Origin of the sequence: Lentzea fradiae (assembly GCF_900100955.1) — a bacterium.
In the GTDB taxonomy this organism is placed as follows: domain Bacteria; phylum Actinomycetota; class Actinomycetes; order Mycobacteriales; family Pseudonocardiaceae; genus Lentzea; species Lentzea fradiae.
On the sequence record NZ_FNCC01000017.1, the window covers coordinates 92,531 to 107,511 of the forward strand.

General features: G+C 70.5%; 13 protein-coding genes. 4 read left to right on the forward strand and 9 right to left on the reverse strand.

The window, feature by feature from the left end:
• Positions 1 to 10 precede the first annotated feature (10 nt).
• The 7 genes from hydA to BLT23_RS33540 form a co-directional block, all read right to left on the reverse strand.
• The gene (gene hydA / locus BLT23_RS33510; RefSeq protein WP_090057276.1) at positions 11 to 1,396 is read right to left on the reverse strand and encodes a dihydropyrimidinase; all 1,386 of its coding nucleotides are present in this window, start codon (positions 1,394 to 1,396) and stop codon (positions 11 to 13) included.
• On the reverse strand, positions 1,393 to 2,235 hold the full coding sequence (locus BLT23_RS33515; RefSeq protein ID WP_090057279.1) for a nitrilase-related carbon-nitrogen hydrolase: 843 nt from the start codon (positions 2,233 to 2,235) through the stop codon (positions 1,393 to 1,395). The genes hydA and BLT23_RS33515 overlap by 4 nt, the downstream gene beginning before the upstream one ends.
• Complete coding sequence (locus BLT23_RS33520) at positions 2,232 to 3,740, reverse strand: NCS1 family nucleobase:cation symporter-1 (RefSeq protein WP_090057283.1); 1,509 nt, start codon at positions 3,738 to 3,740, stop codon at positions 2,232 to 2,234. The genes BLT23_RS33515 and BLT23_RS33520 overlap by 4 nt, the downstream gene beginning before the upstream one ends.
• A 158-nt stretch (positions 3,741 to 3,898) precedes the next feature.
• Positions 3,899 to 4,351, reverse strand: coding sequence for an RDD family protein (locus BLT23_RS33525; RefSeq protein WP_176947042.1), 453 nt, complete (start codon positions 4,349 to 4,351; stop codon positions 3,899 to 3,901).
• Between the two features lie 101 nt (positions 4,352 to 4,452).
• Entirely contained in the window at positions 4,453 to 4,896 is a 444-nt protein-coding gene (locus BLT23_RS33530) for a class I SAM-dependent methyltransferase (protein ID WP_218133964.1), read from the reverse strand.
• Positions 4,897 to 5,119: 223 nt separating this feature from the next.
• Complete coding sequence (locus tag BLT23_RS33535; protein ID WP_090057290.1) at positions 5,120 to 5,761, reverse strand: hypothetical protein; 642 nt, start codon at positions 5,759 to 5,761, stop codon at positions 5,120 to 5,122.
• 53 nt (positions 5,762 to 5,814) lie between these two features.
• Entirely contained in the window at positions 5,815 to 6,525 is a 711-nt protein-coding gene (locus BLT23_RS33540) for a MerR family transcriptional regulator (protein WP_090057293.1), read from the reverse strand.
• A 129-nt stretch (positions 6,526 to 6,654) separates the two neighbouring features.
• Between BLT23_RS33540 and BLT23_RS33545 the strand changes: the two genes are divergently transcribed.
• On the forward strand, positions 6,655 to 7,107 hold the full coding sequence (locus tag BLT23_RS33545; protein WP_090057298.1) for a hypothetical protein: 453 nt from the start codon (positions 6,655 to 6,657) through the stop codon (positions 7,105 to 7,107).
• A gap of 28 nt (positions 7,108 to 7,135) precedes the next feature.
• Here BLT23_RS33545 and BLT23_RS33550 read toward each other — a convergent pair whose 3' ends face one another.
• A complete protein-coding gene (locus tag BLT23_RS33550) occupies positions 7,136 to 8,728 on the reverse strand; it encodes a PucR family transcriptional regulator (protein WP_090057302.1) in 1,593 nt (530 codons plus the stop codon).
• A gap of 106 nt (positions 8,729 to 8,834) precedes the next feature.
• On the opposite strand from BLT23_RS33550, the gene BLT23_RS33555 reads away from it, so the two are divergent.
• On the forward strand, positions 8,835 to 10,118 hold the full coding sequence (locus BLT23_RS33555; protein ID WP_090057305.1) for an aspartate aminotransferase family protein: 1,284 nt from the start codon (positions 8,835 to 8,837) through the stop codon (positions 10,116 to 10,118).
• Entirely contained in the window at positions 10,115 to 11,611 is a 1,497-nt protein-coding gene (locus BLT23_RS33560; protein WP_090057309.1) for a CoA-acylating methylmalonate-semialdehyde dehydrogenase, read from the forward strand. Before BLT23_RS33555 ends, BLT23_RS33560 begins: the two co-directional genes overlap by 4 nt.
• A 111-nt stretch (positions 11,612 to 11,722) precedes the next feature.
• Here the strand turns inward: BLT23_RS33560 and BLT23_RS33565 are convergent, their stop codons facing one another.
• Positions 11,723 to 13,780, reverse strand: a complete 2,058-nt coding sequence (locus tag BLT23_RS33565) for an elongation factor G-like protein EF-G2 (protein ID WP_090057603.1) — start codon at positions 13,778 to 13,780, stop codon at positions 11,723 to 11,725.
• Between the two features lie 261 nt (positions 13,781 to 14,041).
• Between BLT23_RS33565 and pdxS the strand changes: the two genes are divergently transcribed.
• Positions 14,042 to 14,935, forward strand: coding sequence for a pyridoxal 5'-phosphate synthase lyase subunit PdxS (pdxS, locus tag BLT23_RS33570; protein ID WP_090057313.1), 894 nt, complete (start codon positions 14,042 to 14,044; stop codon positions 14,933 to 14,935).
• Positions 14,936 to 14,981 lie beyond the last annotated feature (46 nt).

Below are 14,981 nucleotides of genomic sequence, written 5' to 3' on the forward strand. Positions count from 1 at the left end.
GACTCCTTTCCTAGACCAGGTACTGGTTGAGGTCGCGGGACACGAACCGGCCGTGTCCCGTCGAGCCGTGGTAGGCGCCGTCCGCGATCACCTTGCGGCCGCGGGAGAACACCGTGTCGACCCGGCCGGCGAGCTCGAAGCCCTCGTAGGCCGAGTAGTCGACGGCCATGTGGTGCGTCTCGGCCGAGATCGTCTGCGTCGCGCCGGGGTCGTAGACCACGACGTCGGCGTCCGCACCCGGCGCGATGACGCCCTTGCGCGGGTACATGCCGAACATCCGCGCCGGGGTGGTGGAGGCGATCTCGACCCACCGCTCCCGGGTGATCTCGCCCTTCACCACGCCCTGGTGCAGCAGGTCGACGCGGTGCTCGACGCCGGGCATTCCGTTGGGGATCTTGGAGAAGTCGCCGACGCCCAGCTGCTTCTGGTCCTTGAAGCAGAACGGGCAGTGGTCGGTGCTCACCACGGACAGGTCGTTCGTCCGCAGCCCTCGCCACAGCGACGACTGGTGCTCCTTGGGCCGCAACGGCGGCGACGCCACGTACTTCGCGCCCTCGAAACCGGGACGGGCCAGGTCTTCGAGCGACAGGTACAGGTACTGCGGGCACGTCTCGGCGAAGACGTTCTGCCCCGTGTCGCGCGCCGCGGTGACGGCGTCGAGCGCCTGCGCCGCCGAGAGGTGCACGATGTAGAGCGGGGACCCGGTCACCTTCGCGAGCTGGATCGCCCGTGACGTGGCCTCGCCCTCCAGCTCCGGCGGCCTCGTGAGGCCGTGCTGCACCGGGTCGCCCTGGCCGTTCGCGAGGGCCTGCGCCACGAGCTGGTCGATCGCGATGCCGTTCTCCGCGTGCATCATGATCGTGGCGCCGGTCTCGCGCGCCTTCTGCATGGCGCGCAGGATCTCGCCGTCCGTGGCGTAGAAGACGCCGGGGTAGGCCATGAACATCTTGAAGCTGTTCACGCCCGCCGCGATGCAGGACTCCATCTCCTTGAGCGACTGGTCGTTCACATCGGAGATGATCATGTGGAAGCCGTAGTCGACGGCGCAGTTGCCGTCGGCCTTGGCGTGCCACTTGTCCAGTGTGGACAGGAGACTGCTTCCCTTGGGCTGCACGGCGAAGTCGACGATCGTCGTCGTGCCGCCCCACGCCGCCGCGACCGTGCCGGTCTCGAACGTGTCGGCGGACTGCGTGCCGCCGAACGGCATCTCCATGTGCGTGTGGACGTCGATGCCGCCGGGGATGACGTACTTGCCCGCCGCGTCTATCTCCTCGTCGGCCCGCACGGAGAACCCCGGCGTGACGAGGGCGGCGATGTGCTCGCCCTCGATCAGCACGTCGGCGGCGTGCGAACCGGTCGCGTTGATGACCAGGCCGTTGCGGATGAGTGTGCTCACGGCGTCACCAGGCCCTCGTAGGTGTCCGGGCGGCGGTCGCGGTAGAACGCCCACGTGTCGCGGACCTCGGTCAGCAGGTCGAGGTCGAGGTCGCGCACGACGAGCTCCTCCTCGGTGTCCGACGCCGCCTCGCCGACGAGCTGGCCGCGCGGACTCACGAAGTACGTCTGGCCGTAGAACTCGTTGTCGCCCAGCGGTTCCACGCCGACCCGGTTGATCGCGCCGACGAAGTACTCGTTCGCGACGGCCGCGGCGGGCTGCTCCAGCTTCCACAGGTACTCGCTCAGCGACCGGCTGGTGGCCGACGGGTTGAACACGATCTTCGCGCCCGCGAGGCCCAGCGCCCGCCAGCCCTCGGGGAAGTGGCGCTCGTAGCAGATGTAGACGCCGATCCGCCCGACCGCCGTGTCGAACACCGGGTAGCCGAGGTTGCCGGGCTTGAAGTAGAACTTCTCCCAGAAGCCCTTCACCTGCGGGATGTGGTTCTTGCGGTACTTGCCGAGGTAGGTGCCGTCCGCGTCGATCACCGCGGCGGTGTTGTAGTAGACGCCCGGCTGCTCCTGCTCGTACATCGGCACGATCAGCACGATGTTGTTCTGCGCGGCGACTTCCTTCATCAGCTCCGTGGTGGGGCCGTCCGGGATCGCCTCGGTGTAGGAGTAGAAGTCGGCGTCCTGCACCTGGCAGAAGTACGGGCCGTAGAAGAGCTCCTGGAGGCACAACACCTGCGCGCCCTGGGAAGCGGCGTTGCGGATGTGCTCGACCGCGTTCGCGATCATCGACTCCTTGTCGCCCGTCCACTTCTGCTGGACGAGCGCCGCCCGGATGATGTTGCTCACCTGGTCGTCTCCTTTGCCGAGTTGTCCTTCAGAGCCAGGAAAACGAGGAAGCCGGCGACGAAGCCGACCACCCAGTTGTAGTCGTAGAGCGGCTTGAGGAACGGGATGAGCCCGCCCTCGGGGAACGGCCCGCCGTACGCGCCGCCGACCGCGAGCACCGAGCCCACGAGCGTCGCCACCACGGCCCGCCAGTTCCAGCCGCCGTTGAACCAGTACGCGCCCCGCCCGTCGAGGTAGAGGTCCTCCAGGTGCAGCTTCGTCTTCTTGACGACCCAGTACCCGGCGACGAACACGCCCGCGACCGACGCGAGCAGGCCGCCGTAGAACCCGAGCCACGCGAAGATGTAGATGTTCGGGTCGGAGATGAGCCGCCACGGCTGGATGACGATGCCGATGACACCGGTGATCAGGCCGCCGAGCGCGAACGTGATGCGCTTCGGGAAGGCGTTGGAGAAGTCGTAGGACGGGCTCACGACGTTGGCCGCGAGGTTCGCCGAGATCGTCGCGAGCACCAGCGACACCAGGGCGACGAGCACGAGGGCGGTGCTGTCGAACCGGGACGCGAGGTCCGCCGGGTCCCAGATCGCCTCGCCGTAGAGCGCCTGCGCGCCGGACGTCGTCAGGATCGCGACGATGGCGATGAACGACATCGTGGTCGGCAGACCCAGGATCTGACCGGTGACCTGCTTCTTCTGGCTGCCGCCGAACCGCGTGAAGTCCGGCATGTTGAGGCTGAGCGTCGACCAGAACGCGATCATGCCCATCAGCGCGGGGAAGAAGATCTTCCAGAAGTCCGGCCCCCAGCCGAGCGAGCTGTTCTGCTCCAGGATCGGCCCGAACCCGCCCGCCTTCACCAGCACGTAGCCCAGCAGCACCAGGAACCCGACGCTGACCAGCGGCGCCGTCCAGTTCTCGAACCGCCGGATCGCCTCCATGCCGCGCCAGATGACGAGCATCTGCACGACCCAGAAACCGAAGAAGCACAACCACAACGTCCACGGCTGGCCACCGACCTGCGCCGCGTTCGTCCACCCGTCGCCCGCCAGCCTGCCGATGATCACGTGCAGCGCCTTGCCGCCCACCCACGTCTGGATGCCGAACCAGGCGCAGGCGATGAAGGCGCGCAGCAACGCGACGAGGTTGGCGCCGCGGATGCCGTAGAACGCGCGGGCGAACACCGGGAACGGGATGCCGTACTTGGTGCCCGCGTGGCTGTTGAGCAGCATGGGGACGAGCACGATCAGGTTGCCGAGGGTGATCGTGAGGAACGCCTGCACCCAGTCCATGCCCAGCGCGATGAGGCTCGCGGCGAGCGTGTAGCTGGGGATGTTGTGCGCCATGCCCATCCACAGCGCGAAGAAGTTGTAGGTGCTCCACGTGCGTTGCTCGACCGGCACGGGGGCGAGCTCGGGGTTGTAGAACCTGCTGTCCTCGATGGGACGCACGTCGCTCAGTTCGACGCGGCCGTCCGGTGTGACCTGGGGCGGGGAGGACTCAACTGCCATCGTTCAACCCCCTGTTACGCTGCTGAAACACGGCGAACGCGGTCGGTTCCATCCCCGGAATCCTGGGACCGCTGTCGCGGGTGTGGCAGTGTCAGAGTGTCCACGCTTGTCATGATCGGCGCACATTGTGCGCACCGGGCCGGGTCGCGGGTACCCGTTCAGCCCAGGGGGTTCGCCCGGCGCCGGGCCTTGAGCCGCACCACGGCGGTCCCCGCCCTGCGGTCGTGCCACGTGCGCGTGCCGCGCAGGTCCAGCGCCTCGACCACCGACAGCATGAGCAACGCGAACCCGCCGGTCAGCAGCAACGGCGCGAGCCACCCGGACGACACGGCCGCGACGGGCTCACCGACGAACACCCACGGCTGCTGCCAGCCGAGCCCCGCCATCAGCGCTGGCTCCCGCAGCCCCAGCCCGGTCAGTCCGAGCACGGCCCCCGCGCCGGGAAGCGCGGTGGTGACGAGCGCGCGCGTCACCACCCGCTTGAGGTCCAAGCCGGACACGGGACCCACCACCCGCAACCCCATGAGCGCCTTGCCGACCGTGTTGAGCCGCAGCAGCAGCACGTCGTACACAGCGGCGCAAAGCACCACGAGCACAGGTTCGTGGGTCAACGCCACACCACGACCAGCACCAGCAGCCAGTCGAGAGCACGAGCGACCATCCGGCGAACGAGCATGATTCACGCTAAGCGGCACGACTGCCCCATAAGTTGTCAGTTCATGGCCACTTGCTGCACGAACTCCGCGGTCCACCGCACCTCGTCACGCCGGACCCGCACCGCCGAAAGACCGTCCGTCTGAAACGCCTGGACCTCGGACGGCGTCAACGGCCAAGGCGGCCCGTCGGGCGCCGCCCCCTCGTCCCGGGCCACGGCGAGCACCAGCAACCGCTCCCCGGTCAGCCACGCCACCCGCGCGATGGCCCGCGCGTGCAGGTCGACCGGCAACGCCTGCACCGTCATGTTCTCGACCACGAGATCGAACGCGCGGCGCCACTCGGCGGGCGGGTCGAGCAGGTCCGCCACGACGTAGGCGACCTTCGAGTCCGGGTACCGCTCCCGCACGGCGGCGATCGCGCTGGGGGAGACGTCGAACGCCGTCACCTCGAAGCCCAGCGACGCCAGGAACTCCGAGTCCCGCCCGTACCCGCAGCCCACGACCAGCGCGGTCTTGCCGGTCCCGTCGACCCCGGGCCGCCCACTCGACCAGGTGTGGCTGCGGGTGCGGCTGGTCCCACGGGACCGCGGCCGTGCCGGCGTCCGCGGCGGCGTAGAGGTCCTCGAACCAGCCCTCGGGGTTGGCGGCTTGCAGGCGGCGGGCGTCGTCATGGGCGGACATGACGGCCAGCCTTTCACGTCGGCGCGCGGCACGTGACCGGGTTTACCGGCGCCGGAAGGCCAGGCGGGCGGTGACCGTCGCCAGGAAGGTGAGGTAGAGCAGCGCGCCGACGCCTCCGCGGTTCTTCACGGGGTCGGTCTCCATCAGCCCGTGCGTCAAGCCGACCACCCACATCACCACCACGCAGGAAAACAGCGCGATGAGCGCGTTCCGGGACAGCGCGGCCAGAGGGCGGGGTGTCGCCTTGTCGAGCACCCTCCCGATGAGGTCGGCGACGCCTCGCCTGGACACCAGCGCCCATGCGCTGATGCCGGTGAGGCCGAGCGTGAGGACCGCGCTGACGGCGAGCAGTCGCACAGCGAGGTTCGCCTCGGTGGTGACCTCGTCGACCAGACCACCGACCATCGCGGCGCCGAGGACCGACGGCAGCAGTGCGAGCACCCACCGGCCGATGGCGGCCCCGCGTCGCCGGTGGCCTCCGGGAACGTGCTGGTACGCGGGCACAGCAGGCTGGTACGTCGGCGCGGCGGACTGGTGCACCGGCGGGACGGGCGGCGGGCTGACGTTGTGGAAGTGCACACCGCCGTAGATCGCCCCGGCCTGCACGGCATGGCCGCCGACGGTGCTGTTGTCGATGCCGTTGCGGACGCCCGGCGGCGGGTCCGGCTGCGAAGGTCTGGTCACGTGGCCCCCTGCGGTGGAAGGCGTACCAGCGTAGACGTTCGCGCCGAAACGAACTAGCCGCGTGCCGCGCGGGCCTGCGTCACGTACTCCACCAGCCCGTCGTCGGCAGGCCACCCGATCTGCCCGCTGATCGAAGCCTTGTTCTCCTCCCAAGACCGTCGCGCCGCGGCCTGGATCGCCGGGTCGCCGCCGGTGAACCGCGCCCCGAGCGCGTCCCACCGCGCGGCCAGGTCCACCACGCGCGGATCGGAGGCCGGTGTGCCGTCGGCCATGTGCGCACGCAGCTGCTGCACCAGGCCGAGCCACGACGCCTTCAGCTCCTCCACGGCCTCGGGGCCGAGGGCGGCGGCGCGGGACCTCATCTCCGACAGCTGACCGCCGGTGAAGTAGCTCTCGTGCACGGACATCATCTCCAAAGTGGACAGAAGGGACTCGGTGGTGTGCCCGTCCAGCAACGCGGTGAGCCTCGCCCGCAGCGCCTCCACCTGACGGGCCCGGGTCGTCAGCGCGGCCAGCTGGGCCTCGAAGAGGGGACGCAGCGAGTCCGAACGCGACAGTGCCGATCGCACCTCTTCCAGGGAAAGACCGAGCTGGCGCAGCGATCTCACCTGATAGAGGCGGCGGACGTCGTCCGGGGTGTACCGACGGTGACCGGACGGCGTGCGCTCGGACGCGACGACCAAACCGATCTCGTCGTAGTGGTGCAGCGTGCGGACGGTGAGTCCACTCGCTTTGGCCAGGTCACCGATGCTCCAACGGGTCACGGGACGACCGTAGGACCTTCCGTGGCGGGAGGTTCAAGCCCTGAACACCCGATCGAGCGGATTAATCCGGGAACCGAACGCGCCGATGAAAACGAAGGTCAACCCCCGCAAACCCTGATTGAGGAAACTGTGTCTCGTTCCGGACTGTTCCGCGCCGCCGCTCTGCTCGCCGCCGGTGCCACCCCGCTGCTCGCCGCCGGTTCGGCCACCGCCGCCGAGGTGCCGCAGCTGCCCGGTGGCCTCCCGGTGGCCGGCGCCGGCGAGCTCCTCTCCGGTGCCACCCAGCTCACGGAGCCGCTCAACGCGGCCACGGGTGTGCAGCTCCCGCACCTCGGCGCGCCGCTCACGGGCGGCCTGCCCGTTCCCGGGCTGCCGGGCATCGCGCAGGAGCGTTCGCTGCCGAGCCCGGTCTCGGCGAACCTGGGCGGTCTGCCCGAGGTGAGGACCCCGGAGGCCCAGGGCGGCACCACGCGCCTCAGCTCGGTGCACGCGTCGCTCCCGGCAGAGCTGCCGGCCGAGGTGCCCACCGAGGTGTCGGACCCGCACGTGCTGTCGGGTCTGCTGCCGACGATCAACGGCTGAGCTCGCACGCGGAAAGTGGGCCCGTGGACTACGGGCCCATTTCGTGCACCAGCAGAGCCACGTACAGCGAGAGCACCGACTCCGGGTCCTCCAGCGAGACGCCGAGCACCTGCTCGATCCGCGCCAGCTGCTGGTAGTAGGCGGTCCGTGAGAGGTGCGCCGCCGCGGCGGCCGCCGACTTGTTGCCGCCGTTCTCGCACAGGTGCCGCAGCAGCTCCACCAGCCGTGAGCCCTGCGCCGTGTCGCGTGCCTGCAACGGTCCCAGCTCGCGGTCCGCGAACGCCCGCACCCGCTCGTCGTCGCGCAGCAGGTGCAGGAGCCCGCGCAGCCGCACGTCGTCGAGCCGGTGGTAGAGCTGCGATCCCGGCGCCCGCAACGCCGCACCGGCCACGTGCGCGGCCTCGCCCAGCGACCGGCGGACGTCGGTGGTGGACGAGACGGTCGTGCCCACGGCGATCACGACGGGCGACGCGGCCGTGCGGTGGATCTCGCGGGCGACCTTGCGCAGCACCCCTTCCACGCCCACGGTCATCGGCACCGAGAGCAGCGCCCGCACGGACGTGTCGTCCACGACGCCGACCAGTGCCGCGACGGTCACCCGCCGTCCCGCGAGCGCCGTGGCCTCGGCCAGGTCGCGCAGGACCTCTTGCGTGGCAAGCGTTTGCCCCTGCAGCACGGACACCGGCCGCACGGCCACGCCGATGAGCTGCCGCCGTTCCAGCGGCACGCCCAGCGCCGCCGCCCGCGCGCCGAGGTCCGGCGACTGCGGTGCCTGGCCCAGCAGCTGGGCGAGCAACGTGCGGTGCGTCTGCCGTTCCAGCGACTCGCGGTCACGGGCCACGAGCCGGTGCACGGCCAGCGCCGAGGCGGCGCGTTCGGCGACGACGACGTGACGGTGCGGCGGCGGTTCCGGCGACACGAGCACCAGCCGGCCCCAGTCCGCGCCCCGCGCGCCGACGATCGTGATCAGCCACCCGGACGCGGTGTCGTAGGCGGTCCGCTCGGACACCGTGACCGCCCGCGAGCGCGCCGCCCAGTCGTCGAGCAGCAGCACCGGGTCGTGCCCGGCGGCGTCGTAGGCGAGCACGTCGTGGCCGAGCGTCTCCAGCACGACCGGCAGCCCGGACGTGCGGGCGACCTCGCGCAGCACCTCGGCGGGTTCGGCACCGGCGACGGTCAGCGCGGTGAACGTCTCGTGCACCTGCTCGGCGGCCCGCAGCTCGGCCAGCTGGGCGTCCACGATCAGGCCCACGACGGCCTCGGTCACGGCGACGTACTTCGTCTCCTCGGTGAGCGTGACCAGCGGCAGCCCGTGCCGTTCGGCCTCGGCGACCAGGGCGGCGGGCACGTCGTCGCGCCACCGCCTGCCCAGCTCGACGATGAGCCCGGCGCAGCCGACGGTGGCCAGCTCCTCGACGTAGCGGGCGAGGCCCGAGTCCGGCAGGATCACGCCGGTCGTGAGCACCAGCTCGCCGCCGCGCAGCAGGGGCGCGATGTCTGCGATCTCCGCCACATGCACCCAGCGGACGCGTCTGCCCAGTCCGGCCGACCCGGCCACGAGACGCGGCTTTCCCTGCCGGATCACCGGCAGAGCGACGACTTCCGCCACCGTCGGGTACATGGACACAACGTAATGCCAACCAGCTGATCCGGGTACAGGTTGTGCATGGCGGTGGGCCCGCGGCGCCAGCAGACTCCGAGGGAGGTGCGGACCCCTGGAGGACGTGATGGCCCACAAGGAGCTGCTGGCACGACACCGCGCGGTGATGCCGAACTGGCTGGCCCTCTACTACGACGAGCCCATCGAGATCGCGAGCGCGAGCGGGCGCCGGGTGACCGACCGCGAGGGCACGACCTACCTCGACTTCTTCGCGGGCATCCTGACCAACGCCATCGGCTACGACGTCGCGGAGATCAGCGACGCCATCCGCTCGCAGCTCGACACGGGCGTCCTGCACAGCTCGACGCTCTACCTCATCCGCTCGCAGGTCGAGCTGGCCGAGAAGATCGCGGAGCTGTCCGGCATCCCGGACGCCAAGGTGTTCTTCACCAACTCCGGCACCGAGGCCAACGAGACGGCGCTGATGCTCGCCACCCAGGCCCGGCGCAGCGAGCAGGTTCTGGCCCTGCGCAACAGCTACCACGGCCGCGCGTTCGCCACGGTCGCCATCACGGGCAACCGCGGCTGGTCGGCCTCCGCGCTCTCGCCGATCAAGGTCAGCTGGGTGCACGGCGGCTACCGCTATCGCTCGCCGTTCCGGCACCTCGACGACGAGGACTACGTCAAGGCGTGCGTCGAGGACCTGCGCGAGATCATCGAGACCACCACGTCCGGTGACGTCGCGTGCATGATCGCCGAGCCGATCCAGGGCGTCGGCGGCTTCACCTCCCCGCCGGACGGCCTGTTCCGCGCGTTCAAGGACGTGCTGGACGAGTACGGCATCCTCTTCGTCTCCGACGAGGTGCAGACCGGCTGGGGCCGCACGGGGGAGCACTTCTGGGGCATCCAGGCGCACGACGTGGTGCCGGACGCGATGACGTTCGCCAAGGGCCTCGGCAACGGCCTGGCGATCGGCGGCGTGGTGGCCCGCGGCGACCTGATGGACTCGATCACCGCCAACTCGATCTCGACGTTCGGCGGCAACCCGGTCTCCACGGCCGGCGCCCTCGCGACGGTGAACTACCTGCTGGAGCACGACCTCCAGGCCAACGCGGCCAAGCTCGGCGCCCGGCTGCTGAGCGGCCTGCGCGAGATCGCGGAGAAGCACCCGGTGATCGGGGACGTGCGCGGCAAGGGCCTGATGGTCGGCGTCGAGCTCGTCGGCCCGGAGGGCGAGCCGAACGCCGCTGCCGCCGCCACCGTGCTGGCCGAGTCGAAGGCGCGCGGGCTCCTGGTGGGCAAGGGAGGTCTGCACGGCAACGTCATCCGGCTCGCCCCGCCGATGACGCTGACCGAGGACGAGCTGGAAGAGGCACTGGGCATCCTGGCGCAGGCGGTGGAGAAGGCATGAGCGGCGAGAACCTGGTCAGGCACCGGATCGGCGGTAAGTCCTGGGACGGTGAGCCGGAACGGGCCGGTGACGTCTACGACCCGGCGACCGGCAAGGTGGCGACACGGGTCGCCTTCGCCTCGGTGTCCGAAGTGGACGCTGCGGTGGACGCGGCCGCGGAAGCGTTTGCGTCCTGGCGCAACGCCTCGCTGGCGCAACGGTCGTCGGTGATGTTCAAGTTCCGCGAGCTGCTGAACGGCCGCAAGGACGACCTCGCGCGGATCGTCTCCGCGGAGCACGGCAAGGTCGTGTCCGACGCGGGCGGCGAGATCCAGCGGGCCCTGGAGTCGGTCGAGTACGCCTGCGGCATCCCGCAGCTGCTCAAAGGCGGGTTCAGCGAGAACGCGTCCACGCGCGTGGACGTCTACTCGATCCAGCAGCCGGTCGGGGTGGTCGGCGTGATCTCGCCGTTCAACTTCCCGGCGATGGTGCCGCTGTGGTTCGTGCCGACCGCGATCGCCTGCGGCAACGCGGTGGTGCTCAAGCCGTCGGAGAAGGACCCGTCTGCGGCGAACTTCATCGCCGACCTCTTCGCCGAGGCCGGACTGCCCGCGGGCGTCCTGAACGTCGTGCACGGCGACAAGGTGGCCGTCGACCGGTTGCTGGAACACCCGGTGGTGAAGGCGATCTCGTTCGTCGGGTCGACGCCGATCGCCCGGTACGTCTACGAGACGGGCACGTCGCACGGCAAGCGCGTGCAGGCGCTGGGCGGCGCGAAGAACCACATGGTCGTGCTGCCGGACGCCGACCTCGACCTGGCCGCCGACGCCGCGGTGTCGGCCGGTTTCGGCTCGGCGGGGGAGCGCTGCATGGCGATCTCCGTCGTCGTCGCCGTCGGGGACACCGGTGACGCGCTGGTCGAGCGGATCAAGTCGCGGATGGCGGAGGTGAAGGTCGGCTCCGGCGGGTCGTGCGAGATGGGGCCGCTCGTCACCGGCGCGCACCGCGACAAGGTGACGTCCTATTTGGACACCGGTGTGCGGGAGGGCGCGGTGCTCGCGGTGGACGGCCGCGACCACCCGGTCGACGGCGAGGCGAGCGGGTTCTGGCTCGGCCCCACGCTCTTCGACCACGTCGGCACGGAGATGTCGGTCTACACCGACGAGATCTTCGGCCCGGTGCTCTCGGTCGTCCGGTGCGGCACCTACGAGGAGGCCGTGGAGCTGGTGAACGCCAACCGGTACGGCAACGGCACCGCGATCTTCACCAACGACGGCGGTGCCGCGCGGCGGTTCCAGAACGAGGTCGAGGTGGGCATGGTCGGCGTGAACGTGCCGATCCCCGTGCCGGTGGCGTACTACTCGTTCGGCGGGTGGAAGGAGTCGCTGTTCGGCGACTCGCACGCGTACGGGCCGCACGGCGTGCACTTCTACACCCGCTCGAAGGTGGTCACGTCGCGCTGGCTCGACCCGTCGCACGGCGGCGTGAACCTGGGCTTCCCCCAGAACACCTGACGGGCCTGGCAGCGGCGGCCAGATCCAGCAGGGTCTCGGCCGCCGCTCGGGTGCGCCCTCGAACTCGAACGCGCGGCCGTGGCGGAGACGACGCGCTTCCACCGCTGACGGTCAGACGCGGCTCCTGGCGGCCACGGCGTCGGGCACCGGGTCGTGGCGGCAGAAGCGGCGGGTGAACGTGCCGGTGCCGGACGTCAGCGACCGCAGCTCGATCGCGTACCGCAGCAGCTCGGCCGACGGCACCTCGGCGCGGATGACCGTGCGCCCGCCCTCGTCCGCCTCGGTGCCGAGCACGCGCCCGCGCCGTCCGGACAGGTCGCCGAGCACGGTGCCGAGGTGCTCGTCGGGCAGCCGGATCGCGACCTCGTCCACCGGCTCCAGCAGCCGGGTGCCCGCGACGGCGGCGGCCTCCTTCAGCGCGAGCGAGCCCGCGGTCTGGAAAGCCGCGTCGGACGAGTCGACGGAGTGGGCCTTGCCGTCGACCAGCGTCACCCGGACGTCGACCACGGGCGTGCCGTCGTGCAGACCCCGTGCCAGCTGCGCCCGCACGCCCTTTTCCACCGAAGGGATGAACTGGTTCGGGACCGAGCCGCCGACGATCTTGTCGACGAACTCGAACCCGGAGCCGCGGGGGAGCGGTTCCACCATGATGTCGCACACGGCGTACTGGCCGTGCCCGCCGGACTGCTTCACGTGCCGGCCGTGGCCCTTCGCCGGACCCGCGAACGTCTCGCGGAACGGCACGCGCACCGGTTCGGTGTCGATCTCCGCACCACCGGCGCGCAGCCGGGCCAGCACCACGTCGGCGTGCGCCTCTCCCATGCACCACAACACCATCTGGTGCGTCTCTGCGTTGCGGTCGAGCCGCAGCGTGGGGTCGCTCGCGACGAGGCGGTTGAGGTTGCGGGCCAGGTTGTCCTCATCGCTGCGGGTGCGCGGCACGACGGCGATGGGCAGCAACGGCTCCGGCATGTCCCACGGGGCCATGAGCAACGGCTGGTCCGGCGCCGACACGGTGTCACCGGTCTCGGCGGTGGTCAGCTTCGTCAACGCGCAGAGGTCACCCGCGACGCAGTACGGCACCTCTCGCAGCGACGAGCCGAGTGGCGAGTAGATGTGTGCGACGCGTTCGTCGGCGTCGTGGTCCTCGTGGCCGCGGTCGGCCATGCCGTGCCCGGAGACGTGCACGGGCCGTTCCGGTCGCAACGTGCCGGAGAAGACGCGGACCAGCGACACGCGGCCGACGTAGGAGTCCACGGCGGTGCGGACCACCTCGGCCACGAGCGGCCCGTCCGGGTCGACGGACACGCGGGGCTGCGGGATGCCGTCCACCGACGTCACGGACGGGATCTCGTGCTCCAGCGGTGACGGGAAGGCGCGCGTGATGCCGTCGAGCAGCTCGGTCAGGCCCATGCCGGTCGCGGCGCACACGGGCATCACGGGGTGGAACGCGCCACGGGCGACGGCGGTCTCCAGGTCGGCGATCAGGGTGTCCTGGTCGATCTCCTCGCCCGCCAGGTAGCGGTCCATGAGGGTCTCGTCCTCGCTCTCGGCGATGATCCCCTCGATCAGCGCCGCCCGTTCGTCCGGGTGGTTCTCGCCGGAGGTCAGCAGACCGACCAGCGCGTCGCCCTCCTGCAGGTACAGCGGCACGACGCCGGCGCCGAACGCCGCCTGGCACTCGACGACCGCGTTGCCGAAGTTGGCGCGGTGGTGGTCGGTGCGGGTGATGACGACGGCCCGCGGCATGCCGACCGAAGCGCACTCCTCCCACAGCGCGATGGTGGCCGCGTCCACGCCCTCGAAGGCGTTGACGACGAAGAGGGCCGCGTCCGCGGCCCGCAGTCCCGCCCTCAGCTCGCCCACGAAGTCGACGTAGCCGGGGGTGTCGATCAGGTTGATCTTGACGTCTCCGTGCTGGACCGGTGCGACGGCGAGGCCGACCGACCTCTGCTGCCGCACCGCAGCCGGGTCGTGGTCGCAGACCGTGGTGCCCTCGACGACCGACCCGGCGCGGGACAGCACGCCCGTGCTGGCGAGCAGGGCCTCGGTGAGCGTCGTCTTGCCCGACCCGGACGGGCCGACGAGCACGACGTTGCGGACCTTGGCCGGGTCGTCCACAGCGACCGCGCCTGCCGGTGAACCGTTGTCGGAGTGCTTGCTTCCCATGGCGACCTCCGTCAAGTCGTAGTGTTCGATCTCACACCCGAATGACGAACGGGACAACCCCGGCAGCCCGGTCGGGTGCGCGCCGACGACCACGCCGGGCGGAGCCGGACGAGTGATCGTGACCCCGGTTACACACCTCGCGGACCTGCGGTTGACCGTCAAGTGGCCTTCTGGTTCCGCGCTCCAGTGGCTTGGAGGAGGGGGCCACGTCGGGCGTAGCCTCGGTCGCACCAAGACATCCCCTCGGGAAAGGTTGCCCCGGTGAGCACTGATCAGGTCACGGGCACTGCCCGCGTCAAGCGCGGCATGGCCGAGATGCTCAAGGGCGGCGTGATCATGGACGTGGTCGACGCCAAGCAGGCGAAGATCGCGGAGGACGCCGGTGCCGTCGCCGTCATGGCGCTCGAGCGCGTGCCCGCCGACATCCGCGCGCAGGGCGGCGTCGCCCGCATGAGCGACCCCGACCTGATCGACGGGATCATCGACGCCGTCTCGATCCCGGTGATGGCGAAGGCCCGCATCGGCCACTTCGTCGAGGCCCAGGTCCTCGCCGCGCTCGGTGTCGACTACATCGACGAGTCCGAGGTGCTCACCCCGGCCGACTACGCCAACCACATCGACAAGTGGGCGTTCACCGTCCCCTTCGTCTGCGGTGCGACGAACCTGGGCGAGGCGCTGCGCCGCATCACCGAGGGCGCGGCCATGATCCGCTCCAAGGGCGAGGCCGGCACCGGTGACGTCTCCAACGCCACCACGCACATGCGCAAGATCCGCCAGGAGATCCGCCGCCTGCAGAACCTCCCCGAGGACGAGCTCTACGTCGCCGCCAAGGAGCTGCAGGCGCCGTACGAGCTGGTCAAGGAGGTCGCGGAGAACGGAAAGCTGCCCGTGGTGCTGTTCACCGCCGGTGGCATCGCGACCCCGGCCGACGCCGCGATGATGATGCAGCTGGGCGCCGAGGGCGTGTTCGTCGGTTCCGGTATCTTCAAGTCCGGCAACCCGCGCCAGCGCGCCGAGGCCATCGTGAAGGCCACGACCTTCCACGACGACCCAGACGTCATCGCCAAGGTCTCGCGCGGTCTCGGTGAGGCGATGGTCGGCATCAACGTCGACGACATCCCGGAGCCGCACCGCCTGGCCGAGCGCGGCTGGTAGGCACCCTCTTCGAAAACGACACAGGCGCACCGCTCACGTGGTGCGC

Excerpts from the sequence above, each read along its gene's own strand:
- BLT23_RS33520 (WP_090057283.1), bottom strand. The coding sequence starts at position 3,740 with ATGGCAGTTGAGTCCTCCCCGCCCCAGGTCACACCGGACGGCCGCGTC.
- BLT23_RS33550 (WP_090057302.1), bottom strand. The coding sequence starts at position 8,728 with ATGTACCCGACGGTGGCGGAAGTCGTCGCTCTGCCGGTGATCCGGCAG.
- BLT23_RS33555 (WP_090057305.1), top strand. The coding sequence starts at position 8,835 with ATGGCCCACAAGGAGCTGCTGGCACGACACCGCGCGGTGATGCCGAAC.
- BLT23_RS33560 (WP_090057309.1), top strand. The coding sequence starts at position 10,115 with ATGAGCGGCGAGAACCTGGTCAGGCACCGGATCGGCGGTAAGTCCTGG.
- BLT23_RS33565 (WP_090057603.1), bottom strand. The coding sequence starts at position 13,780 with ATGGGAAGCAAGCACTCCGACAACGGTTCACCGGCAGGCGCGGTCGCT.